The organism is Streptococcus mitis (assembly GCF_008763935.1).
GTDB lineage: Bacteria > Bacillota > Bacilli > Lactobacillales > Streptococcaceae > Streptococcus > Streptococcus mitis_DB.
Genome location: NZ_VTQF01000002.1, coordinates 93,972 through 117,554 on the forward strand (window position 1 = coordinate 93,972; position 23,583 = coordinate 117,554).

Annotated in this window: 19 protein-coding genes and 1 pseudogene; 16 read left to right on the forward strand and 4 right to left on the reverse strand. The window is 36.9% G+C overall.

Features of this window, described 5'->3' with window-relative positions; all coding sequences use genetic code 11:
* Positions 1 to 121: 121 nt before the first annotated feature.
* The 15 genes from F9B91_RS03185 (at position 122) to F9B91_RS03260 (ending at position 18,938) form a co-directional block, all read left to right on the forward strand.
* A complete protein-coding gene (locus F9B91_RS03185; protein WP_150922488.1) occupies positions 122 to 4,000 on the forward strand; it encodes an SIALI-17 repeat-containing surface protein in 3,879 nt (1,292 codons plus the stop codon).
* A gap of 516 nt (positions 4,001 to 4,516) precedes the next feature.
* A complete protein-coding gene (locus F9B91_RS03190; RefSeq protein WP_084888752.1) occupies positions 4,517 to 4,969 on the forward strand; it encodes a YhcH/YjgK/YiaL family protein in 453 nt (150 codons plus the stop codon).
* A gap of 18 nt (positions 4,970 to 4,987) precedes the next feature.
* Complete coding sequence (locus F9B91_RS03195) at positions 4,988 to 6,325, forward strand: ABC transporter substrate-binding protein (protein ID WP_084888750.1); 1,338 nt, start codon at positions 4,988 to 4,990, stop codon at positions 6,323 to 6,325.
* Between the two features lie 78 nt (positions 6,326 to 6,403).
* Positions 6,404 to 7,288: a carbohydrate ABC transporter permease gene (locus F9B91_RS03200; protein WP_000237988.1), complete on the forward strand. Its 885-nt coding sequence runs from the start codon at positions 6,404 to 6,406 to the stop codon at positions 7,286 to 7,288.
* A complete protein-coding gene (locus tag F9B91_RS03205) occupies positions 7,288 to 8,121 on the forward strand; it encodes a carbohydrate ABC transporter permease (protein WP_000730332.1) in 834 nt (277 codons plus the stop codon). Before F9B91_RS03200 ends, F9B91_RS03205 begins: the two co-directional genes overlap by 1 nt.
* A 16-nt stretch (positions 8,122 to 8,137) precedes the next feature.
* Positions 8,138 to 10,231: a neuraminidase NanB gene (gene nanB / locus F9B91_RS03210; RefSeq protein WP_084888748.1), complete on the forward strand. Its 2,094-nt coding sequence runs from the start codon at positions 8,138 to 8,140 to the stop codon at positions 10,229 to 10,231.
* Positions 10,232 to 10,242: 11 nt separating this feature from the next.
* Positions 10,243 to 11,346, forward strand: coding sequence for a Gfo/Idh/MocA family protein (locus F9B91_RS03215; RefSeq protein ID WP_000241730.1), 1,104 nt, complete (start codon positions 10,243 to 10,245; stop codon positions 11,344 to 11,346).
* 172 nt (positions 11,347 to 11,518) lie between these two features.
* The gene (locus F9B91_RS03220; protein WP_001135679.1) at positions 11,519 to 12,217 is read left to right on the forward strand and encodes an N-acetylmannosamine-6-phosphate 2-epimerase; all 699 of its coding nucleotides are present in this window, start codon (positions 11,519 to 11,521) and stop codon (positions 12,215 to 12,217) included.
* Positions 12,218 to 12,331: 114 nt separating this feature from the next.
* Complete coding sequence (locus F9B91_RS03225; RefSeq protein WP_150922489.1) at positions 12,332 to 13,660, forward strand: ABC transporter substrate-binding protein; 1,329 nt, start codon at positions 12,332 to 12,334, stop codon at positions 13,658 to 13,660.
* A gap of 221 nt (positions 13,661 to 13,881) precedes the next feature.
* Positions 13,882 to 14,748, forward strand: coding sequence for a carbohydrate ABC transporter permease (locus F9B91_RS03230; protein ID WP_153198773.1), 867 nt, complete (start codon positions 13,882 to 13,884; stop codon positions 14,746 to 14,748).
* Between the two features lie 15 nt (positions 14,749 to 14,763).
* Positions 14,764 to 15,603: a carbohydrate ABC transporter permease gene (locus F9B91_RS03235; protein WP_001192120.1), complete on the forward strand. Its 840-nt coding sequence runs from the start codon at positions 14,764 to 14,766 to the stop codon at positions 15,601 to 15,603.
* A gap of 226 nt (positions 15,604 to 15,829) precedes the next feature.
* Positions 15,830 to 16,282, forward strand: coding sequence for a YhcH/YjgK/YiaL family protein (locus F9B91_RS03245; RefSeq protein WP_045611139.1), 453 nt, complete (start codon positions 15,830 to 15,832; stop codon positions 16,280 to 16,282).
* Between the two features lie 19 nt (positions 16,283 to 16,301).
* A complete protein-coding gene (locus F9B91_RS03250) occupies positions 16,302 to 16,946 on the forward strand; it encodes a DUF624 domain-containing protein (RefSeq protein WP_150922490.1) in 645 nt (214 codons plus the stop codon).
* Between the two features lie 172 nt (positions 16,947 to 17,118).
* Positions 17,119 to 18,036, forward strand: coding sequence for a dihydrodipicolinate synthase family protein (locus F9B91_RS03255; RefSeq protein ID WP_078238169.1), 918 nt, complete (start codon positions 17,119 to 17,121; stop codon positions 18,034 to 18,036).
* A gap of 17 nt (positions 18,037 to 18,053) precedes the next feature.
* Positions 18,054 to 18,938, forward strand: coding sequence for an ROK family protein (locus tag F9B91_RS03260; RefSeq protein ID WP_150922491.1), 885 nt, complete (start codon positions 18,054 to 18,056; stop codon positions 18,936 to 18,938).
* Between the two features lie 140 nt (positions 18,939 to 19,078).
* On the opposite strand, the gene F9B91_RS03265 is transcribed toward F9B91_RS03260, so the two are convergent.
* Both F9B91_RS03265 and F9B91_RS03270 read right to left on the reverse strand, forming a co-directional pair.
* Entirely contained in the window at positions 19,079 to 20,335 is a 1,257-nt protein-coding gene (locus F9B91_RS03265; RefSeq protein WP_150922492.1) for an ISL3 family transposase, read from the reverse strand.
* Positions 20,336 to 20,433: 98 nt separating this feature from the next.
* Positions 20,434 to 21,080 (reverse strand): annotated as a pseudogene (locus tag F9B91_RS03270) (IS630 family transposase); the annotation flags it as partial.
* 153 nt (positions 21,081 to 21,233) lie between these two features.
* Here F9B91_RS03270 and F9B91_RS03275 point away from each other — a divergent pair.
* Positions 21,234 to 21,431, forward strand: a complete 198-nt coding sequence (locus tag F9B91_RS03275; protein WP_225306544.1) for a DUF5966 family protein — start codon at positions 21,234 to 21,236, stop codon at positions 21,429 to 21,431.
* Positions 21,432 to 21,474: 43 nt separating this feature from the next.
* Here the strand turns inward: F9B91_RS03275 and F9B91_RS03280 are convergent, their stop codons facing one another.
* Both F9B91_RS03280 and F9B91_RS03285 read right to left on the reverse strand, forming a co-directional pair.
* Entirely contained in the window at positions 21,475 to 22,839 is a 1,365-nt protein-coding gene (locus F9B91_RS03280; protein ID WP_225306545.1) for a sensor histidine kinase, read from the reverse strand.
* Positions 22,840 to 22,841: 2 nt separating this feature from the next.
* Positions 22,842 to 23,540 carry a response regulator transcription factor gene (locus F9B91_RS03285; protein WP_150922494.1) on the reverse strand — a complete coding sequence of 233 codons (699 nt, stop codon included), beginning with the start codon at positions 23,538 to 23,540 and terminating at the stop codon, positions 22,842 to 22,844.
* Positions 23,541 to 23,583: the final 43 nt, after the last annotated feature.

Consider the following 23,583-nt stretch of genomic DNA (forward strand, 5'->3'; position numbering starts at 1 on the left):
ATGTATTAATTGAGAATAATAAATTGCATTAATTATATTACTTCCTTATTTTAATTTTTCAACTAATTAAAAAATTTTAACCAAAAAAGAAAGCGCTTACCAAAAGTGTGGGAGGAATTATATGAATCAAAGTTCTCTTAATCGTAAAAACCGATATGGTATTAGAAAATTTACCATTGGTGTTGCTTCGGTAGCTATTGGATCAGTTTTATTTGGTATTACTCCGGCTTTAGCACAAGAAACTACAACTAATATTGATGTAAGTAAGGTAGAAACTTCTTTAGAAAGTGGAGCACCTGTATCAGAACCTGTAACTGAGGTAGTTTCTGGTGACTTAAATCACCTAGATAAAGATTTAGCTGATAAATTAGCTTTAGCGACTAATCAAGGAGTTGATGTTAATAAGCATAATTTGAAGGAAGAAACCTCGAAACCAGAAGGAAACTCTGAACATCTTCCTGTAGAGTCCAATACAGGAAGTGAAGAAAGTATAGAGCATCATCCAGCAAAAATTGAAGGTGCAGATGATGCAGTCGCTCCTCCACGTGATTTTTTTGCCAGAGAGTTGACAAATGTAAAAACTGTTTTTGAAAGAGAGGATCTGGCTACCAATACTGGGAATGGGCAGAGAGTTGATCTAGCAGAAGAATTGGATCAGTTGAAACAACTTCAAAATGCTACCATTCATATGGAGTTTAAACCAGATGCCAATGCACCTCAATTTTATAATCTTTTCTCTGTATCAAGTGATAAGAAGAAAGATGAATATTTTAGTATGTCTGTGAACAAAGGGACTGCAATGGTGGAAGCACGTGGTGCTGATGGAAGTCATTTTTATGGCAGTTATTCAGATGCACCTCTTAAAATAAAACCAGGACAATGGAATTCAGTTACTTTTACGGTAGAGAGACCAAAAGCAGATCAGCCAAATGGGCAGGTTCGTTTATATGTAAATGGAGTTTTATCTAGAACGAACACGAAATCAGGTCGCTTTATTAAAGATATGCCAGACGTCAATAAAGTACAGATTGGAGCTACTAGAAGAGCAAACCAAACAATGTGGGGGTCGAATCTTCAAATCCGTAATCTAACTGTATATAATCGTGCTCTAACCATCGAGGAAGTAAAAAAACGTAGCCAATTATTTGAAAGAAATGATTTAGAGAAAAAATTACCTGAAGGCGCTGAAGTTACTGAAAAGAAAGATATTTTTGAGAGTGGGAGAAATAACCAGCCAAATGGTGAAGGAATTAATAGTTACCGAATTCCAGCTTTATTAAAAACAGATAAGGGAACCTTGATCGCTGCGGGTGACGAACGACGTTTACACCATTTTGACTATGGTGATATTGGTATGGTAATTCGTCGCAGTCAAGATAATGGAAAGACTTGGGGAGATAAACTAACTATTTCTAATCTTCGCGATAATCCAGAAGCTACTGATAAGACTGCTACATCACCCCTTAATATTGATATGGTTCTAGTTCAAGATCCAACGACAAAACGGATTTTTTCAATTTATGATATGTTTCCAGAAGGGCGAGCTGTTTTTGGAATGCCAAATCAACCTGAAAAAGCTTATGAAGAAATAGGAGATAAAACTTATCAGGTTCTTTACAAACAAGGGGAGACGGAACGATATACACTAAGAGATAATGGTGAGATTTTCAATTCACAAAATCAAAAAACAGACTATCGAGTCGTGGTTAATCCTACAGAGGCTGGATTTAGAGATAAGGGAGATCTTTATAAAAATCAAGAATTAATTGGAAATATCTATTTTAAACAAAGCGATAAAAATCCATTCAGAGTAGCGAATACGAGCTATTTGTGGATGTCATATAGCGATGATGATGGAAAAACATGGTCTGCTCCAAAAGATATCACACCAGGTATTCGGCAAGACTGGATGAAATTCCTTGGAACAGGTCCTGGAACAGGAATTGTACTACGCAATGGCGCTCATAAAGGACGTATTTTAGTGCCAGCCTATACAACGAACAATATTTCGCATTTAGGCGGATCACAGTCTTCACGTTTGATTTATTCAGATGACCATGGACAAACTTGGCATGCTGGAGAGTCACCAAATGATAATCGACCTGTTGGAAATAGCGTTATCCATTCATCAAATATGAATAAAAGTAGTGCTCAAAATACAGAATCAACGGTTCTGCAATTAAACAATGGGGATGTAAAACTCTTTATGCGTGGATTGACTGGAGATCTTCAGGTTGCTACCAGTAAAGATGGTGGGGTTACTTGGGAGAAGACAATCAAACGTTATCCAGAAGTAAAAGATGCCTATGTTCAAATGTCAGCTATTCATACGATGCATGATGGTAAAGAGTACATTCTTCTTAGCAATGCTGCTGGACCAGGCCGTGAACGTAAAAATGGTTTAGTTCACTTGGCTCGTGTTGAGGAAAATGGTGAGCTAACTTGGTTAAAACACAATCCAATTCAGAATGGAGAATTTGCTTATAATTCATTGCAAGAGTTAGGTGGTGGTGAATACGGCTTATTGTATGAACATCGTGAAAATGGACAGAACTATTATACTTTATCCTATAAAAAATTTAATTGGGATTTTGTGAGTAAGGATTTGATTTCTCCGACAGAAGCAAAAGTTAGCCAAGCTTATGAGATGGGGAAAGGTGTTTTTGGTCTAGAATTTGATTCAGAAGTCCTGGTAAATCGAGCACCTATTTTGCGATTGGCGAATGGAAGAACAGCTGTTTTCATGACTCAGTATGATAGCAAAACTCTTTTATTTGCTGTAGATAAGAAAGATATTGGACAAGAAATTACTGGTATAGTTGATGGCAGTATTGAAAGTATGCATAATTTGACAGTCAACCTTGCTGGAGCAGGAATTCCTGGTGGGATGAATGCTGCGGAGAGTGTCGTGCATTATACTGAAGAATATACAGGTGCTTTGGGAACATCAGGTTTAGAAGGAGCTCCAACAATATCTGTTCCAGAATATGAAGGAGGAGTAAATTCAGAACTTGCCCTTGTTTCGGAGAAAGAAGATTATCGAGGAGGAGTAAATTCTGCTTCTTCTGTTGTAACAGAGGTTCCAGAGTATACTGGTCTTCTATCAACAGTAGGCTCAGAAGACGCTCCAACGGTATCAGTTCTAGAATATGAAGGAGGAGTAAACATTGACTCTCCGGAGGTAATAGAGGTTCCAGAATATAAAGAGCCAATAGGTACATCAGGATATGAGCTAGCTCCAACTGTTGACAAACCAGCATATACTGGAACTATAGAGCCATTAGAAAAAGAAGAAAATTCAGGAGCAATTATAGAAGAAGGAAACGTAAGTTCTATCACAGAAAACAATAATAAACCATTAAAAAATAACAATGTTACTACTAGTTCTATCATTTCAGAATCTTCCAAATTAAAACATACTTTAAAAAATGCAACAGGAAGTGTTCAAATTCACGCTTCAGAAGAAGTATTAAAGAATGTTAAAGATGTTCAGATTCAAGAAGTTAGAGTCAGTGCTCTGAGTTCATTAAACTATAAAGCATATGATATCCAATTGAATGATGCAAGTGGTAAAGCTGTTCAGCCTAAAGGGAAAGTCCTAGTTACTTTTGCAGCAAATCAGTCTGTGGAGAATGTTTATTATGTTGACTCTAAAGGAAACTTACACACACTTGAATTCCTACAAAAAGATGGGAAGGTAACTTTTGAGACAAATCATTTTAGTATCTATGCTATGACTTTCCAACTTTCTTTGGATAATGTGGTACTTGATAATCATAGGGAAGATAAAAATGGTGAGGTTAATTCAGCATCTCCTAAGTTGTTATCAATAAATGGACACTCGCAATCTAGTCAACTGGAAAATAAAGTAAGTAATAATGAGCAGTCCAAGTTACCAAATACAGGTGAGGATAAGTCGATATCAACAGTTTTGCTAGGTTTTATGGGTGTTATTTTAGGAGCCATGATTTTCTATAGACGAAAGGATAGTGAAGGTTAGTTATAAAATAATAGATATTACTTTTAAATAGAAAATAAACCAGTCTAGAGTTCAGTAAAAAGATGGGAATTCTAGACGGGTTTTGAATTAATTGATAAAATTACAATTATATTCAATACATTTTGAGACAATTAGGGATTTCTTCTTATTTTATAAGGGTTGTTTATAATCATATCATTTAAATATAAAAAACATTAATATATTTGGTATAGAAAGTAATTTCTTGATAATGTGTTATATAAAATATTTATAAAAGTATATTCTATCGTACAACAAATATTGAAAGCGCTTCAAAAAAGGTATATAATGGGTTCATAAAACAAGGAAAATGAGGCATAAGTAAGACACGTTATAAGATATGTAATAAATAATTTTCTTGGAGTTTATCATAGGTAAGAAACGGAGACAAATTCTTAATAGAATTGAGAATTAACATATCGTAAATTATATATTTTTAAAATAGGGAGTGTGGTGCTGCTATATATAAATAAAAATTTGTAGAAAGGAGGATACGGTATGATTATTACAAAAATTAGTCGTTTAGGAACTTATGTGGGAGTAAATCCACATTTTGCAACATTAATAGATTTTCTAGAAAAAACAGGACTAGAAAATTTAACAGAAGGTCCGATTGATATCGATGGTGATCGATTGTTTGGGAATTGCTTTACTTATCTAGCAGATGGTCAAGCAGGGGCTTTCTTTGAAACACATCAAAAATATTTGGATATTCATTTAGTTTTGGAAAACGAAGAAGCCATGGCTGTTACGTCGCCGGAAAATGTAAGCGTTACCCAAAAATATGATGAAGAAAAAGATATTGAATTATACACAGGGAAAGTGGAACAGTTAGTTCATTTGAGAGCTGGCGAATGCCTCATCACTTTTCCAGAAGATTTACATCAACCGAAGGTTCGTATAAATGATGAACCTGTGAAAAAAGTTGTCTTTAAAGTTGCGATTTCTTAATGTAGAAAGGGAAGAACAATGAAAAAAATGAGAAAGTTTTTATGTCTAGCTGGAGTTGCTTTAGCAGCCGTTGCCTTGGTGGCTTGCTCAGGAAAGAAAGAAAATACAGCTGACACTGAACCACCGACAGAATTATCTGGTGAGATTACGATGTGGCACTCCTTTACTCAAGGACCACGTTTAGAAAGTATTCAAAAATCAGCAGATGCTTTCATGCAAAAACATCCAAAAACGAAAATCAAGATTGAAACATTTTCTTGGAATGACTTCTATACTAAATGGACTACAGGTTTAGCAAATGGAAATGTGCCAGATATCAGTACAGCCCTTCCTAACCAAGTAATGGAAATGGTAAACTCAGATGCTTTGGTTCCGCTAAACGATTCTATCAAGCGTATTGGACAGGATAAATTTAACGAAACTGCCCTAAATGAAGCAAAAATCGGAAATGATTACTACTCTGTTCCTCTTTATTCACATGCACAAGTCATGTGGGTTAGAACAGATTTGTTAAAAGAACATAATATTGAGGTTCCTAAAACTTGGGATCAACTCTATGAAGCTTCTAAAAAATTGAAAGAAGCTGGAGTTTATGGCTTGTCTGTTCCGTTCGGAACAAATGACTTAATGGCAACACGTTTCTTGAACTTCTATGTTCGTAGTGGTGGTGGAAGTCTCTTGACAAAAGATCTTAAAGCAGATTTGACAAGCCAACTTGCTCAAGATGGTATTAAATACTGGGTTAAAATGTATAAAGAAATCTCACCTCAAGATTCTTTGAACTTTAATGTCCTTCAACAAGCTACCTTGTTCTACCAAGGAAAAACAGCATTTGACTTTAACTCTGGCTTCCATATTGGAGGGATTAATGCCAACAGTCCTCAATTGATTGATTCGATTGATGCTTATCCTATTCCAAAAATCAAAGAATCTGATAAGGACCAAGGAATTGAAACCTCAAACATTCCAATGGTTGTTTGGAAAAATTCAAAACACCCAGAAGTTGCTAAAGCATTCTTAGAATCACTTTATAATGAAGAAGACTACATTAAATTCCTTGATTCAACTCCAGTAGGTATGTTGCCAACTATTAAGGGAATTAGCGATTCTGCAGCCTATAAAGAAAATGAAACTCGTAAGAAATTTAAACATGCTGAAGAAGTGATTACTGAAGCTGTTAAAAAAGGTACTGCTATTGGTTATGAAAATGGACCAAGTGTACAAGCTGGTATGTTGACTAACCAACACATTATTGAACAAATGTTCCAAGATATCATTTCAAATGGAACAGATCCTATGAAAGCAGCAAAAGAAGCAGAAAAACAATTAAACGATTTATTTGAGGCTGCTCAGTAGATGTAAAAGACTAGAAAATAGGTGGGCTAGTGAGCTGAAAAGCCCTAGCCCAATCTTGTAAAAGAAGGGAGAAGGAGAATGGTTAAAGAACGTAATTTAACTCGCTGGATATTTGTTTTGCCAGCTATGATTATCGTAGGATTACTCTTTGTTTATCCGTTTTTCTCGAGTATTTTTTATAGCTTTACCAATAAGCATTTGATTATGCCTAATTATAAATTTGTTGGTTTAGCTAACTATAAAGCTGTGCTATCAGATCCCAACTTCTTTAATGCGTTCTTTAATTCAATTAAGTGGACCGTTTTCTCATTAGTTGGTCAAGTTTTAGTAGGGTTTGTATTGGCTTTAGCTCTTCACAGAGTACGCCACTTCAAGAAATTATATAGGACCTTATTGATTGTTCCTTGGGCATTTCCTACCATCGTTATTGCCTTTTCTTGGCAGTGGATTCTAAACGGGGTTTATGGTTACTTACCTAATCTCATCGTAAAATTAGGTTTAATGGAACATACGCCTGCATTTTTGACAGATAGTACATGGGCATTCCTATGTTTGGTGTTTATCAACATTTGGTTTGGAGCGCCGATGATTATGGTTAATGTGCTTTCAGCTTTGCAAACAGTACCAGAAGAACAATTTGAGGCTGCTAAGATAGATGGTGCTTCAAGTTGGCAAGTGTTCAAATTTATCGTCTTTCCACATATTAAAGTGGTTGTAGGGCTTCTAGTTGTTTTGAGAACTGTATGGATCTTTAATAACTTTGACATTATCTACCTAATTACTGGTGGTGGACCAGCCAATGCTACAACGACACTTCCAATTTTTGCCTACAACCTAGGTTGGGGAACTAAATTGTTGGGTCGTGCTTCAGCAGTTACAGTATTGCTCTTTATATTCTTGGTGGCAATTTGCTTTATCTACTTTGCTATCATCAGTAAGTGGGAAAAGGAGGGTAGAAAATAATGAAGAAGAAATCCGGTATTTATTTAGATATTCTCTCACATGTACTCTTGATTGGTGCGACCATCGTTGCAATTTTCCCATTGGTATGGATTATCATATCTTCTGTCAAAGGTAAAGGGGAATTAACTCAGTATCCAACACGATTTTGGCCTGAACAATTTACATTAGATTATTTCACTCATGTTATCAACGACTTGCACTTTATTGATAATATTCGAAACAGTTTGATTATTGCCTTAGCTACAACCGTTATTGCGATTATTATTTCGGCTATGGCAGCCTATGGTATTGTTCGATTTTTCCCTAAATTGGGAGCAATCATGTCGAGACTACTCGTCATTACCTACATTTTCCCACCAATTTTGTTAGCAATTCCCTATTCAATTGCCATTGCTAAAGTTGGATTAACAAATAGTTTATTTGGCTTGATGATGGTTTATCTATCTTTTAGTGTTCCATATGCAGTTTGGCTCTTAGTTGGATTTTTCCAAACAGTTCCAATTGGAATTGAAGAAGCAGCTAGAATTGATGGTGCAAATAAATTTGTTACTTTTTATAAAGTTGTACTACCGATTGTAGCACCAGGTATTGTAGCAACAGCTATTTATACATTTATCAATGCTTGGAATGAATTCCTGTATGCTTTGATTTTGATTAACAATACAGGAAAGATGACAGTAGCAGTAGCCCTTCGTTCACTTAATGGTTCAGAAATCCTAGACTGGGGAGATATGATGGCAGCATCTGTTATTGTAGTTCTTCCATCAATCATTTTCTTCTCTATCATCCAAAATAAAATTGCAAGTGGATTATCAGAAGGATCTGTGAAGTAGACGAAAGAAGGAAAAAATGAATAAGAGAGGTCTTTATTCAAAACTAGGAATTTCTGTTGTAGGAATTAGTCTTTTAATGGGAGTCCCCACTTTGATTCATGCGAATGAATTAAACTATGGTCAACTGTCCATATCTCCTATTTTTCAAGGAGGTTCATATCAACTGAACAATAAGAGTATAGATATCAGCCCTTTGTTATTAGATAAATTATCTGGAGAGAGTCAGACGGTAGTAATGAAATTTAAAGCAGATAAACCAAACTCGCTTCAAGCTTTGTTTGGTCTATCTAATAGTAAAGCAGGTTTTAAAAATAATTACTTTTCAATTTTTATGAGAGATTCTGGTGAGATAGGTGTAGAAATAAGAGATGCCCAAAAAGGAATAAATTATTTATTTTCTAGACCAGCTTCACTATGGGGAAAGCATAAAGGACAGGCAGTTGAAAATACACTCGTATTTGTATCAGATTCTAAAGATAAGACATACACAATGTATGTTAATGGTATAGAAGTGTTCTCTGAAACAGTTGATACATTTTTACCAATTTCAAATATAAATGGTATAGATAAGGCAACACTAGGAGCTGTTAATCGTGAAGGCAAGGATCATTACCTCGCAAAAGGAAGTATTGATGAAATCAGTCTATTTAATAAAGCAATTAGTGATCAGGAAGTTTCAACTATTCCCTTGTCAAATCCATTTCAGTTAATTTTCCAATCAGGAGATTCTACTCAAGCTAACTATTTTAGAATACCGACATTGTATACATTAAGCAGTGGAAGAGTTCTATCAAGTATTGATGCACGTTATGGTGGAACTCATGATTCTAAAAGTAAGATTAATATCGCCACTTCTTATAGTGATGATAATGGGAAAACGTGGAGTGAGCCAACTTTTGCTATGAAGTTTAATGACTATGAGGAGCAGTTGGTTTACTGGCCACGAGATAATAAATTAAAGAATAGCCAAATTAGTGGAAGTGCTTCATTTATAGATTCATCCATTGTTGAAGATAAAAAATCTGGGAAAACGATATTATTAGCTGATGTTATGCCTGCTGGTATTGGAAATAATAATGCAAATAAAGCTGATTCAGGTTTTAAAGAAATAAACGGTCATTATTATTTAAAACTAAAGAAGGATGGAGATAATGATTTCCGTTACACAGTTAGAGAAAATGGTGTCGTTTACGATGAAAGGACTAATAAACCTACAAATTATACTGTAAATGATAAGTATGAAGTTTTGGAGGGAGGTAAGTCTTTAACAGTCGAACAATATTCGGTTGATTTTGATAGTGGTTCTTTAAGAGAAACACACAATGGAAAACAGGTTCCTATGAATGTTTTCTACAAAGACTCTTTATTTAAAGTGACTCCTACTAATTATATAGCAATGACAACTAGTCAGAATAGAGGAGAGAGTTGGGAACAATTTAAGTTATTGCCTCCGTTTTTAGGAGAAAAACATAATGGAACTTACTTATGTCCCGGACAAGGTTTAGCATTAAAATCAAGTAACAGATTAATTTTTGCAACATATACTAGTGGCGAACTAACTTATCTCATTTCTGATGACAGTGGTCAAACATGGAAGAAATCCTCAGCTTCAATTCCGTTTAAGAATGCGACAGCAGAAGCGCAAATGGTTGAAATGAGAGATGGTGTGATTAGAACATTCTTTAGAACTACTACAGGTAAGATTGCCTATATGACTAGTAGAGATTCTGGAGAAACATGGTCGGAAGTTTCGTATATCGATGGAATTCAACAAACTTCATATGGTACACAAGTATCTGCAATTAAATACTCTCAATTAATTGATGGGAAAGAAGCAGTCATTTTGAGTACACCAAATTCTAGAAATGGCCGCAAGGGAGGTCAATTAGTTGTCGGTTTAGTCAATAAAGAAGATGATAGTATCGATTGGAAGTACCATTATGATATTGATTTGCCTTCGTATGGTTATGCCTATTCTGCGATTACAGAATTGCCAAATCATCACATAGGTGTATTGTTTGAAAAATATGATTCATGGTCGAGAAATGAATTGCATTTAAGCAATGTAGTTCAGTATATAGATTTGGAAATTAATGATTTAACAAAATAAAGGAGAAAAACATGGTTAAATATGGTGTTGTTGGAACAGGATATTTTGGGGCTGAGTTAGCTCGTTATATGCAAAAGAATGATGGAGCAGAGATTACTCTTCTCTATGATCCAGATAATGCAGAAGCAATTGCAGAAGAATTGGGAGCAAAAGTAGCAAGCTCCTTAGATGATTTGGTTTCTAGCGATGAAGTAGATTGTGTTATTGTCGCAACTCCAAATAATCTTCATAAAGAACCAGTTATTAAGGCTGCACAACATGGCAAAAATGTTTTCTGTGAAAAACCAATTGCGCTTTCTTATCAAGATTGTCGCGAGATGGTAGATGCATGTAAAGAAAACAATGTAACCTTTATGGCAGGACATATTATGAATTTCTTTAATGGTGTTCATCATGCAAAAGAACTAATTAATCAAGGAGTTATTGGAGACGTTCTATACTGTCACACAGCTCGTAATGGTTGGGAAGAACAACAACCATCAGTATCATGGAAAAAAATCCGTGAAAAATCAGGTGGTCACTTGTATCACCACATCCATGAGTTGGATTGCGTGCAATTCCTTATGGGTGGTATGCCTGAAACTGTAACCATGACAGGTGGAAATGTAGCCCATGAAGGTGAAAATTTCGGTGATGAAGATGATATGATTTTTGTCAATATGGAATTTTCTAATAAGCGTTTTGCCTTGTTAGAATGGGGGTCAGCTTATCGTTGGGGTGAACATTATGTTTTGATTCAAGGAACGAAAGGTGCTATCCGCTTAGACTTATTCAACTGTAAAGGAACTCTTAAGCTAGATGGACAAGAAAGTTATTTCTTGATTCATGAATCGCAAGAAGAAGATGATGATCGGACTCGTATCTATCATAGTACAGAGATGGACGGAGCAATTGCTTATGGTAAACCAGGTAAACGTACTCCATTATGGTTATCATCTGTCATTGACAAAGAAATGCGCTATCTGCATGAGATTATGCAAGGAGCTCCAGTATCAGAAGAATTTGCAAAATTGTTGACAGGTGAAGCGGCTCTAGAAGCAATTGCTACTGCAGATGCTTGTACAAAATCTATGTTTGAAGATCGTAAAGTAAAACTGTCTGAAGTTGTACAATAAACATTGGTATTCTCCTAAAAAAATTCAAACAGGCCTGCTGAAAGTACTTTCAGCAGGCCTGTTTGAATTAAATAACTTTTGAAACTGAAATCTATTCTACTACAAAGTATTGAAAGCGCTTCACAAATGATATATAATAAACTCATAAGAACAAAGAAAAGGAGGAAAGAGGATGCCACAGATTACTAAAGAAGCCTTGATTGCACAAATCAAAGATGGAATCATCGTTTCTTGTCAGGCCCTTCCTCACGAACCGCTCTATACAGAAGCGGGAGGAGTCATTCCCTTGCTGGTCAAAGCGGCTGAGCAAGGTGGAGCAGTCGGTATCCGAGCAAATAGTGTTCGCGATATCAAGGAAATCAAGGAGGTCACAAACCTTCCAATCATTGGGATAATAAAACGAGATTATCCACCGCAAGAACCCTTCATCACTGCTACTATGAAAGAAGTTGATGAATTGGCAGAACTTGATATAGAGGTCATTGCTCTGGATTGTACCAAGCGTGAACGCTATGATGGTTTGGAGATTCAAGAGTTCATTCGTCAGGTTAAGGAAAAATATCCTAACCAGCTCTTGATGGCTGATACAAGTACTTTCGAGGAAGGATTGGCAGCCGTTGAAGCAGGAATTGACTTTGTCGGAACAACCTTATCAGGATACACATCTTACAGTCCAAAGGTGGATGGTCCCGATTTTGAATTGATCAAAAAACTCTGTGATGCTGGTGTAGATGTCATTGCAGAAGGAAAAATTCATACACCAGAACAAGCCAAACAAATCCTAGGATATGGAGTGCGAGGTATTGTTGTTGGTGGCGCTATTACTAGACCAAAAGAGATCACAGAACGCTTTGTTGCTGGTCTCAAATAACACAATCTCAAAACAGAGGAGAGTGGTGGATGCGTCGGATAAAATGAAAACGTATACAAATGCAATCTTACTCATTATCCAATATGGATACGCTTATCAATTAGGAGAATACAAATGAAATTTAGAAAACTAGCTTGTACAGTACTTGCGGGTGCTGCGGTTCTTGGCCTTGCTGCATGTGGTAATTCTGGTGGAAGTAAAGATGCTGCAAAATCTGGTAGCGATAGCGGAAAAACAGAAATTACTTGGTGGGCATTCCCAGTCTTCACTCAAGAAAAAACTGGTGACGGTGTTGGAACATATGAAAAATCAATCATCGAAGCTTTTGAAAAAGCAAATCCAGATGTAAAAGTGAAATTAGAAACCATCGACTTCAAGTCAGGCCCTGAAAAAATCACAACAGCTATCGAAGCCGGAACAGCTCCAGACGTACTTTTTGATGCACCAGGACGTATCATCCAATACGGTAAAAATGGTAAATTGGCTGAGTTGAACGACCTCTTCACAGACGAATTCGTCAAAGATGTTAACAACGAAAACATTGTACAAGCAAGTAAAGCTGGAGACAAAGCTTACATGTATCCAATCAGTTCAGCACCATTCTACATGGCTATGAACAAGAAAATGTTGGAAGAAGCTGGAGTTGCAAACCTTGTAAAAGAAGGTTGGACTACTGATGATTTTGAAAAAGTTTTGAAAGCACTTAAAGATAAAGGCTACACACCAGGTTCATTGTTCAGTTCTGGTCAAGGGGGAGACCAAGGAACACGTGCCTTCATCTCAAACCTTTATGGAGCTTCTGTAACAGATAAAGATGTAACAAAATATACAACTGATGATCCTAAATTCGTCAAAGGTCTTGAAAAAGCAGCTAGCTGGATTAAAGACGGTTTGTTGAACAATGGTTCACAATTTGACGGTGGAGCAGATATCCAAAACTTTGCCAACGGTCAAACATCTTACACAATCCTTTGGGCACCAGCTCAAAACGGTATCCAAGCTAAACTCTTGGAAGCAAGTAAAGTAGAAGTGGTAGAAGTACCATTCCCATCAGATTCAGGTAAACCAGCTCTTGAATACCTTGTAAATGGATTTGCAGTATTCAACAACAAAGACGACAAAAAAGTTGCAGCATCTAAGAAATTCGTTCAATTTATCGCGGATGACAAAGAATGGGGTCCAAAAGACGTTGTTCGTACAGGTGCCTTCCCAGTTCGTACATCATTTGGCAAACTTTATGAAGACAAACGTATGGAAACAATCAGTGGTTGGACTAAATACTACTCACCATACTACAACACTATCAATGGTTTTGCTGAAATGAGAACACTTTGGTTCCCAATGTTGCAATCTGTATCAAATGGTGACGAAAAACCAGCGGATGCTTTGAAAGCCTTCACTGAAAAAGCTAACGAAACAATTAAAAAAGCTACAAAACAATAAGCACTAAATCAGATTGACTCCTCCCTTTTCCCTTTGCATAGTCTATGTAAGAAAAGGGAGGATTTTGTTTGAAATGTAAGGAACTGTCAAGAAATTAAAATGAAGTTCTTACATAAGCGAATCTTAAAAAATTTCATTTTGATTTTAAAACAGTTCAAGAAAATCCAAAATATTTTATTTGTGAAAGAGAGGTGCCGACTGTGAAAGTCAATAAAATTCGTATGCGGGAAACAGTGATTTCCTACGCTTTCCTAGCACCAGTATTATTCTTCTTTGTCATCTTTGTATTGGCTCCTATGATTATGGGATTCATTACAAGTTTCTTTAACTACTCAATGACTAAATTTGAGTTTGTAGGCTTGGACAACTATGTTCGCATGTTTAAAGACCCTGTCTTTATGAAGTCTTTGATCAATACCGTGATTCTGGTTATTGGATCTGTACCAGTTGTTGTTCTATTCTCACTCTTTGTAGCATCTCAGACCTATCATCAAAATGCTATTGCCAGATCCTTCTACCGTTTTGTCTTCTTCCTTCCAGTTGTAACAGGTAGTGTTGCCGTAACAGTTGTTTGGAAATGGATCTATGACCCACTATCAGGGATTCTAAACTTTGTCCTTAAGTCAAGCCACATCATCAGCCAGAACATTTCTTGGTTGGGAGATAAAAACTGGGCTTTGATGGCGATTATGATTATCCTTTTGACTACATCTGTTGGTCAGCCGATTATCCTTTATATCGCAGCGATGGGGAATATCGACAATTCATTGGTGGAAGCAGCTCGGGTTGACGGTGCCACTGAATTGCAAGTTTTCTGGAAGATTAAATGGCCTAGCCTCCTTCCAACAACACTTTACATCGCAATCATTACAACAATCAACTCATTCCAGTGTTTCGCCTTGATTCAGTTGTTGACATCTGGTGGTCCAAACTACTCAACAAGTACACTTATGTACTACCTTTACGAAAAAGCCTTCCAATTGACAGAATATGGCTATGCCAACACAATTGGTGTATTCCTAGCAGTTATGATCGCTATCGTAAGCTTTGTTCAATTTAAAGTACTTGGAAACGACGTAGAATACTAAAGAAAGGAGACAGCTATGCAATCTACACAAAAGAAACCTTTAACAGCTTTTACTGTTATTTCAACTATTATCTTGCTCTTGTTGACCGTGCTGTTCATCTTTCCGTTCTACTGGATTTTGACAGGTGCCTTCAAGTCACAACCTGATACAATCGTTATTCCACCACAATGGTTCCCTAAAATGCCAACCATGGAAAACTTCCAACAACTTATGGTGCAAAACCCTGCCTTGCAGTGGATGTGGAACTCTGTATTTATTTCATTGGTAACCATGTTCTTAGTCTGTGCGACCTCTTCTCTAGCAGGTTATGTATTGGCTAAAAAACGTTTCTATGGTCAGCGTATTCTCTTTGCCATCTTTATCGCTGCCATGGCACTTCCAAAACAAGTTGTCCTTGTGCCATTGGTACGTATCGTCAACTTCATGGGAATCCATGATACACTTTGGGCAGTTATCTTGCCTTTGATTGGATGGCCATTCGGGGTCTTCCTCATGAAACAGTTCAGTGAGAATATCCCTACAGAGTTGCTTGAGTCAGCTAAAATCGACGGTTGTGGTGAGATTCGTACTTTCTGGAGCGTAGCCTTCCCGATTGTGAAACCAGGATTTGCAGCCCTTGCAATCTTTACCTTCATCAATACATGGAACGACTACTTCATGCAGTTGGTTATGTTGACTTCACGTCAAAACTTGACCATCTCACTTGGGGTTGCAACTATGCAAGCTGAAATGGCAACCAACTATGGTTTGATCATGGCAGGTGCCGCTCTTGCAGCAGTTCCAATCGTAACAGTCTTCCTAGTCTTCCAAAAATCTTTCACTCAGGGTATTACTATGGGAGCGGTCAAAGGTTAATACTCTGCGAAAATTGAATTCAAACTACGTCAGCGTCACCTTGCCATACTTAAGTATTGCCTGCGGTTAGCTTCCTAGTTTGTTCTTCAATTTTCATTGAGTATAAGAGAATACAGAGTTATAAGTGTCTACAAAATGTAGGGTATTTGCTTACCTTAGAGATTTTGTTAGACACTTATCAACTTAAGAATAATTTTAGTTAACTATCAGAAACGAAGGAAAGAGTATGATTTTTGACGATTTGAAAAACATCACCTTTTACAAAGGAATTCATCCCAATCTAGACAAGGCTATCGACTATCTCTATCAACATCGTAAAGATTCTTTTGAGTTAGGAAAGTATGAGATTGACGGGGACAAGGTCTTTCTAGTTGTTCAGGAAAATGTCCTCAATCAAGCTGAAAATGATCAATTTGAGCATCATAAGAACTATGCAGATTTGCATTTGCTGGTAGAAGGACATGAATATTCGAGCTACGGTTCACGTATCAAAGACGAGGCAGTAGCATTCGACGAAGCGAGTGACATTGGCTTTGTGCATTGTCATGAAAAATACCCACTCTTGTTGGGTTATCACAATTTTGCGATTTTCTTTCCAGGAGAACCACACCAGCCAAATGGCTATGCAGGTATGGAACAGAAGGTTCGCAAATATCTCTTTAAAATTTTGATTGACTAAAAAATAAGGAGGAGCAAATATGGCACAAAAAGGAGTAAGCCTTATCAAGGCAGCATTTGATACAGATAACTTTCTCATGCGTTTTAGTGAGAAGGTCTTGGATATCGTGACAGCCAATCTTCTTTTTGTCGTCTCTTGTTTGCCCATCGTGACGATTGGAGTGGCTAAAATTAGCCTCTACGAGACTATGTTTGAGATTAAGAAGAGCAGACGTGTGCCTGTCTTTAGAATCTATTTAAGAGCTTTCAAGCAAAATCTGAAGCTAGGTCTTCAGTTAGGTCTGCTTGAGTTGGGCATTGTTTTATTAAGCATTCTAGATCTTTATCTCTTTTGGGGTCAGACAGCTATGCCTTTCCAAATGGTGAAAGCTATTTGTCTAGGCGTTCTTATCTTCCTCACTATCGTGATGTTGGCTAGCTATCCCATCGCTGCACGCTATGATTTGACTTGGAAAGAAGTGCTGCAAAAAGGACTTATCTTGGCAAGTTTTAACTTTCCTTGGTTCTTCCTCATGTTAGCTATTCTCTTTCTTATTTTGATGGTTCTTTATCTATCCGCCTTCACTTTACTTTTAGGTGGCTCAGCCTTCCTGCTTTTTGGGTTTGGGCTCTTGGTCTTTTTCCAGACTGGATTGATGGGGAAAATTTTCGCAAAATATCAATAGGATGGCTTGTCTATGAAACTACTTTCAAGCCATAAACATTTCAAAATTCATATCGAAACTAAAATCTAAGTGTACACAAGATATTGAAAGCGTTTTTCATAAGGTGTATACTAAAAACGTAAAGAATAAATCCCTGCTTTCAGCAGAAAAAAGAAATCTTAGGAGAAAATCTATGTCAGATTTAAAAAAATACGAAGGTGTCATTCCAGCCTTCTACGCATGTTATGATGATCAAGGAGAAGTAAGTCCAGAGCGTACGCGTGCCTTGGTTCAATACTTCATTGATAAAGGTGTTCAAGGTCTTTATGTCAATGGTTCTTCTGGTGAATGTATCTACCAAAGCGTTGAAGATCGCAAGTTAATTTTGGAAGAAGTCATGGCGGTAGCCAAAGGTAAATTGACTATTATTGCCCACGTTGCTTGCAACAATACCAAAGATAGTATGGAACTTGCTCGCCACGCAGAAAGCTTGGGTGTAGATGCCATTGCAACAATTCCACCGATTTACTTCCGCTTGCCAGAATACTCAGTTGCTAAATATTGGAACGATATCAGTTCTGCAGCTCCAAATACAGACTATGTCATCTACAACATTCCTCAATTGGCAGGTGTTGCTTTGACTCCAAGTCTTTACACTGAAATGTTGAAAAATCCACGTGTTATCGGTGTTAAGAACTCTTCTATGCCAGTTCAAGATATCCAAACCTTTGTGAGCCTTGGTGGGGAAGACCACATCGTCTTTAATGGTCCAGATGAGCAGTTCTTAGGTGGCCGTCTCATGGGTGCTAAAGCTGGTATTGGTGGTACATATGGTGCCATGCCAGAACTCTTCTTGAAACTCAATCAATTGATTGCTGACAAAGATTTGGAAACAGCGCGTGAATTACAATACGCTATCAATGCAATCATTGGTAAATTGACTGCTGCACATGGAAATATGTACGGTGTGATTAAGGAAGTCTTGAAGATTAATGAAGGATTGAATATTGGTTCTGTTCGTTCACCATTGACACCAGTGACTGAAGAAGATCGTCCAGTTGTAGAAGCAGCTGCTCAATTGATTCGTGAAACCAAGGAGCGCTTCCTCTAATCCATAAGGAGGTATTTATGACACACTACGTTGCAATTGATATCGGTGGAACCAACATCAAATATGGTTTGATCGACCAAGAAGGCCAACTTGTTGAATCGCATGAAATGCCAACTGAGGCGCATAAGGGTGGTCCCCATATCTTACAAAAGACAAAAGATATCGTTGCCAGCTATCAAGAAAAAGGCCCAGTAGCAGGTGTTGCTATTTCTTCTGCGGGAATGGTGGATCCAGATAAGGGTGAGATTTTCTACGCTGGCCCTCAGATTCCCAACTATGCTGGAACTCAGTTTAAAAAAGAAATTGAGAGTACCTTTGAAATCCCTTGCGAGATTGAAAATGATGTCAATTGTGCAGGTCTTGCTGAGGCAGTATCTGGTTCAGGTAAGGGAGCGAGTGTCACTCTTTGCTTGACCATTGGAACCGGTATCGGTGGTTGCCTGATTATGGATGGAAAAGTCTTCCATGGTTTTAGCAATTCAGCCTGTGAAGTTGGTTATATGCATATGCAGGATGGTGCTTTCCAAGATCTTGCTTCTACGACAGCCTTGGTGGAGTATGTAGCAGCAGGTCATGGTGATCCAGTTGATCAGTGGAATGGCCGACGTATCTTTAAGGAAGCTACCGAAGGAAACAAAATCTGTATGGCTGGCATTGACCGCATGGTAGACTACCTTGGGAAAGGTCTGGCAAATATTTGTTATGTGGCCAATCCAGAAGTGGTTATTCTAGGTGGCGGTATTATGGGGCAAGAGGCTATCCTCAAACCAAAAATTCGCACAGCCTTAAAAGATGCCTTGGTACCAAGCCTAGCTGAAAAAACACGATTAGAATTTGCCCATCACCAAAACACAGCAGGTATGTTGGGTGCCTACTATCATTTCAAGACAAAACAATCCTAGTTTGGTTCAACCAAACTAGGATTTTCTAGGTACGACAGGCATGTAGTTCATCTGTGTTGTATAGTAAATTGAAACAAGAACAAGACAAAAGAGCCTCAAAAAAAGCGACTCTTTGTCAACTGTAGTGGGTTGAAGAAAAGCTAAGCTCGAGAAAGGACAAATTTCGTCCTTTCTTTTTTGATGTTTAGAGCGATAAAAATCCTTTTTTTGAAGTTTTCAAAGTTTCGAAATCCAAAGGCATTGCGCTTGATAAGTTTGATGAGATTATTGGTGGCTTCCAGTTTGGTGTTGGAATAGGGTAGTTGAAGGGCGTTGGCAATTTTCTCTTTATCCTTGAGGAAGGTTTTAAAGACAGTCTGAAAAAGAGGATGAACCTGCTTCAGATTGTCCTCAATGAGTCCAAAGAATTTCTTCGGATCCTTATTCTGAAAGTGAAAAAGCAAGAGCTGATAGAGATTATAGTGGTGTCTCAAGTCTTCTGAATAGCTCAAAAGCTTGTCTAGAATCTCTTTATTTGTTAAGTGCATGCGAAAAGTAGGACGATAAAAACGTTTATCGCTAAGTTTACGACTATCCTGTTGGATGAGTTTCCAGTAGCGCTTGATAGCCCTGTATTCATGTGATTTTCGCTCAAACTGATTCATGATTTGAACACGGACACGACTCATAGCGCGGCTTAGATGTTGGACAATGTGAAAGCGGTCGAGAACGATTTTAGCACACGGAAAAAGTTTTCTAGCCAAGTCATAGTAGGGACTAAACATATCCATCGTAATGATTTTCACTCGACATCGGACTGCCCTATCATATTTAAGAAAGTGATTTCGGATAATAGCTTGTGTTCGTCCCTCAAGAACAGTGATAATGTTGAGATTATCAAAGTCTTGTGCAATGAAACTCATTTTTCCCTTTGTAAAGGCATACTCGTCCCAAGACATAATCTCAGGAAGATGAGAAAAATCATGCTTAAAACGGAAGTCATTGAGTTTTCGAATGACAGTTGAAGTTGAAATGGAAAGCTGATGGGCAATATCGGTCATAGAAGTTTTTTCAATCAGCTTCTGAGCAATTTTTTGGTTGATAATACGAGGGATTTGATGATTTTTCTTTACTAGAGGAGTCTCAGCGACCGCTATTTTCGAGCAATGATAGCACTTGAAACGACGCTTTCTAAGGAGAATTCTAGTAGGCATACCAGTCGTTTCAAGGTAAGGAATTTTCGACGGTTTTTGGAAGTCATATTTCTTCATTTGACTTCTGCAATCAGGGCAAGATGGGGCCTCATAATCCAGTTTAGCGATGATTTCCTTGTGTGTATCCCTATTGATGATATCCATAAATTGGATATTTGGATCTTTGATATCGAGTAGTTTTGTGATAAAATGTAATTGTTCCATATGAATCTTTCTAATGAGTTGTTTGGTCGCTTTTCATTATAGGTCATATGGGACTTTTTTTCTACAACAAAATAGGCTCCATAATATCTATAGGGGGGTTACCCACTACAAATATTATAGAGCCAAAAAGTATTGCAACTTGGTAATACCTTTTTGAGGTGCTTTTTGATATGAGTCCATGTTTTCTCAATCAGGATTGTACTCAGGTGAGTAGGGAGGAAGAGGTAAAAGTTTATGCCCAAACTCTTCACACAAGAGTTCTAGCTTACCCATTCTATGGAATCTTGCATTATCCATAATAATAACTGATGGTATATTTAATATTGGTAAGAGAAACTTCTGAAACCAAGCTTCAAAAAAGTCGCTCGTCATTGTTTCTTCGTAAGTCATTGGAGCGATTAACTCACTATTTGTTAGCCCTGAAACCAAAGAAATCCTCTGATATCTTCTTCCAGATACTTTACCTCTTATTATCTGACCTTTTAATGAGTGACTATATTCTCGATAAAAATAAGTATCGAATCCTGTTTCATCAATATAAACAGGTACTAGGTGCTTTAAACTATTAAAATTTTTAAGAAATAAAGCTACTTTTTCTGGATCTTGTTCATAGTAGGTGTGGTTCTTTTTTTCGAGTGTATCCCATAGCTTTGAGAGCATAGTGGATAGTAGTTGGATGACAGTCAAATTCAGAAGCTATTTCAGTCGAATAAGCGTCTGGATTGTCAGTAAGATGGTTTTTGAGACATCTGCTAGGACGCAGACTTTTATCGTCGCATGGTAGACTAGGAGGAGCCTTATGACAGATTTTCTGATTCTTCCTCTTATTCTCATAGTCGTGGGCATGATTGCCTTGATTCTCTAGATTCTCTAGATTCTCATAGTTCTGGCTAGTGGATTGTTTTTAATTGGACTAGCCTGTGCTACTCTCTTTACTGAGGTATATGGATTCTATCTGTTCTTTACAGAGACTGAACTTTACACGGAAGATTTGGCACAGAATGGATTATTTGGTTTTACGACTTTCTTTATCATCTTTAACCTTGCTTTGCTTGTCTTGGCAGGCTGGGCAGGGTATAAGTGGAAGATAAGATGAATAAAATGGAGAAAACTCTAATGGTTCTTCTCCATTTTTTTATCTAATTGGTAATGTTGAAAATCGGAAGTGAAATGATACTTTCAAAGAATTCATTTTGGACACTAGCAAACGAAATAGAGCCCTGATGCAAATCAACAATTTGTTTTGAAATTTTTAGCCCAATTCCAGTCGTTCTAATTTTAGAAATATCAATGTTTTTAAAAGATAATTCATTAAGTTCAGCAATTTTTTCTGGTGAAGCTCCCTGTCCATTATCTTTGATTTCGACAATTACATTTGTATTTTTTTTGAATAAGTTGATTCTTATTGTGCAACCCTTTTCGTTATGTAAAACAGAGTTGTAGATGATATTATGGATAACTCTTGTGATTAAAAACTGCTCAATCATGATAGATTGATTAACAAGTGAACAATCGTAATCAAATTCAAATTCAAATTCATTCCAGATTTCTTGATTTAAAATATGGATGAGAATGTCTTTGAAGAAGGGGATAATTTTTGTTTCAGTCTGATTTAATTGAAGATGACCGGATGAAAGGCGGGCTACTATATTTAAGTCATTTAAAATATTTTGGATGTAATAGGATTCTGTCAATATTGGGCGAATATGCTTTTTAGACTGTGTATCTAGTTCAGAATCATTTAACAAGGACGCGTTAGAAATGATGACAGAAAGAGGTGTTTTGATATCGTGTGCAATTCCTGAAATCCATTGCTCTTTAAAGACTTCATTCTCTTTGAGTAGAGTATCGGTTTGATTAATTGCAGTTGTAAGATATTCTAGTTCTGATATAGAATTTATTGGATTTTTCAAACCATCTGGGAGATTCTGAATAGCAGTTACAAGAGGCGCAATTTTACGATTGATATGCGTCACACCATAGTAGTAAAGAAAAGCGAAATAAAGGCAGTTGAAAAGCAATACTCCAAATGCTACTAGTGGAATTAGGCGAATACTATCTATATCTAAGTAATTATAACTATAACGAGCAATTTTATCTTTTGGAAAACCAACAACAATGATGTAGCCACCTTTTATCTGACTAAAAACAGGATAATCTGAAAGATAATAGCGAGAAAACTGTAAAATGTCCCCATAGTCAAATTGCGAAGGAATTTCTGTAGGTTTATACTGTTCGTACACTTGTTTTCCAGTCTGCTTATCCAATACCATTAGCCATAACTCTTGTTCTTTTAGACTAGAGATATCTTTTTTAGGTATGTGGACGTTATTTTTTGTGATGGTAATGTGTTCAGAAATTATTTTTACAGTCTCAGTAGCAGTTTGCTTTTCCCTAATGTAGAAAACAAAACTGGCAATTAGAATAATATTGGTAATAAAGATAATGATGGAAAAAAAGATAAATTTCTTTAGTGAATACCTTAAAATTTTGGTTTGGTTCATAATCATGATAACAATTTATATCCCAGCCCTTTAGCTGTCTTTAAATATTGAGGTTTTGAAGGATTTTCTTCTATTTTTTCTCGAATTTTCCGAATATGTACAGTCAAAGAGTTTTCATAACCAAAGCTATCCACTCCCCAAATCGTATCACAGAGAGATTCAGTTGAAACGATGTAATTTTTATTATCGTAAAGTTTTTTCAAAATCTTAATTTCAATTGGTGTAATAGAAATTTCTGCTCCATTCTTTTGTACTGTTGCATTCCGAAAACTTACCAAAGTCTGTCCAATCTGTATTGCTTCCTGTTCTGATTTATAGCTTCTCCGGAGCAGAGCCATAATACGATAGATAAGATTTTTTGGAATGAAGGGTTTTACGACATAATCATCACCACCAGCATTGAAACCAGCTACCTCATCTTCAGGATTATTTTTGGCAGTCAGAAAGAGGATAGGAGTATCGCCTTTTTTTCGGATATGTTTTGCTAATGTGTAGCCATCACCATCGGGGAGCATAATGTCCAAAAGGAAAAGGTCGAACTGCTCTGTTTCAATCATGCCCAAACTAGATTCTATATCATAGGCTGATGTTAGATTGGAAAATCCGTATGCAGTGAGAATATCTCTTATGGAAGAGTTTAAAATTTTATCGTCATCAATGATAAGGATGTGCTTATTCAGGAGTTGTTGTTCGAAATTCATAATCTTACCTCGCTTATCTATATTATACCATTTAAAAGAATGA

Bases quoted from the DNA above. Each gene is read 5' to 3' on its own strand.
- F9B91_RS03215 (WP_000241730.1), top strand. From the start codon at position 10,243: ATGGTTAAATATGGTGTTGTTGGAACAGGATATTTTGGGGCTGAGTTA.
- F9B91_RS03220 (WP_001135679.1), top strand. From the start codon at position 11,519: ATGCCACAGATTACTAAAGAAGCCTTGATTGCACAAATCAAAGATGGA.
- F9B91_RS03205 (WP_000730332.1), top strand. From the start codon at position 7,288: ATGAAGAAGAAATCCGGTATTTATTTAGATATTCTCTCACATGTACTC.
- F9B91_RS03250 (WP_150922490.1), top strand. From the start codon at position 16,302: ATGGCACAAAAAGGAGTAAGCCTTATCAAGGCAGCATTTGATACAGAT.
- F9B91_RS03230 (WP_153198773.1), top strand. From the start codon at position 13,882: ATGCGGGAAACAGTGATTTCCTACGCTTTCCTAGCACCAGTATTATTC.
- F9B91_RS03235 (WP_001192120.1), top strand. From the start codon at position 14,764: ATGCAATCTACACAAAAGAAACCTTTAACAGCTTTTACTGTTATTTCA.
- F9B91_RS03285 (WP_150922494.1), bottom strand. From the start codon at position 23,540: ATGAATTTCGAACAACAACTCCTGAATAAGCACATCCTTATCATTGAT.
- F9B91_RS03225 (WP_150922489.1), top strand. From the start codon at position 12,332: ATGAAATTTAGAAAACTAGCTTGTACAGTACTTGCGGGTGCTGCGGTT.
- F9B91_RS03200 (WP_000237988.1), top strand. From the start codon at position 6,404: ATGGTTAAAGAACGTAATTTAACTCGCTGGATATTTGTTTTGCCAGCT.
- F9B91_RS03190 (WP_084888752.1), top strand. From the start codon at position 4,517: ATGATTATTACAAAAATTAGTCGTTTAGGAACTTATGTGGGAGTAAAT.
- F9B91_RS03185 (WP_150922488.1), top strand. From the start codon at position 122: ATGAATCAAAGTTCTCTTAATCGTAAAAACCGATATGGTATTAGAAAA.
- F9B91_RS03260 (WP_150922491.1), top strand. From the start codon at position 18,054: ATGACACACTACGTTGCAATTGATATCGGTGGAACCAACATCAAATAT.
- F9B91_RS03195 (WP_084888750.1), top strand. From the start codon at position 4,988: ATGAAAAAAATGAGAAAGTTTTTATGTCTAGCTGGAGTTGCTTTAGCA.
- F9B91_RS03280 (WP_225306545.1), bottom strand. From the start codon at position 22,839: ATGAACCAAACCAAAATTTTAAGGTATTCACTAAAGAAATTTATCTTT.
- F9B91_RS03265 (WP_150922492.1), bottom strand. From the start codon at position 20,335: ATGGAACAATTACATTTTATCACAAAACTACTCGATATCAAAGATCCA.
- F9B91_RS03255 (WP_078238169.1), top strand. From the start codon at position 17,119: ATGTCAGATTTAAAAAAATACGAAGGTGTCATTCCAGCCTTCTACGCA.
- nanB (WP_084888748.1), top strand. From the start codon at position 8,138: ATGAATAAGAGAGGTCTTTATTCAAAACTAGGAATTTCTGTTGTAGGA.
- F9B91_RS03245 (WP_045611139.1), top strand. From the start codon at position 15,830: ATGATTTTTGACGATTTGAAAAACATCACCTTTTACAAAGGAATTCAT.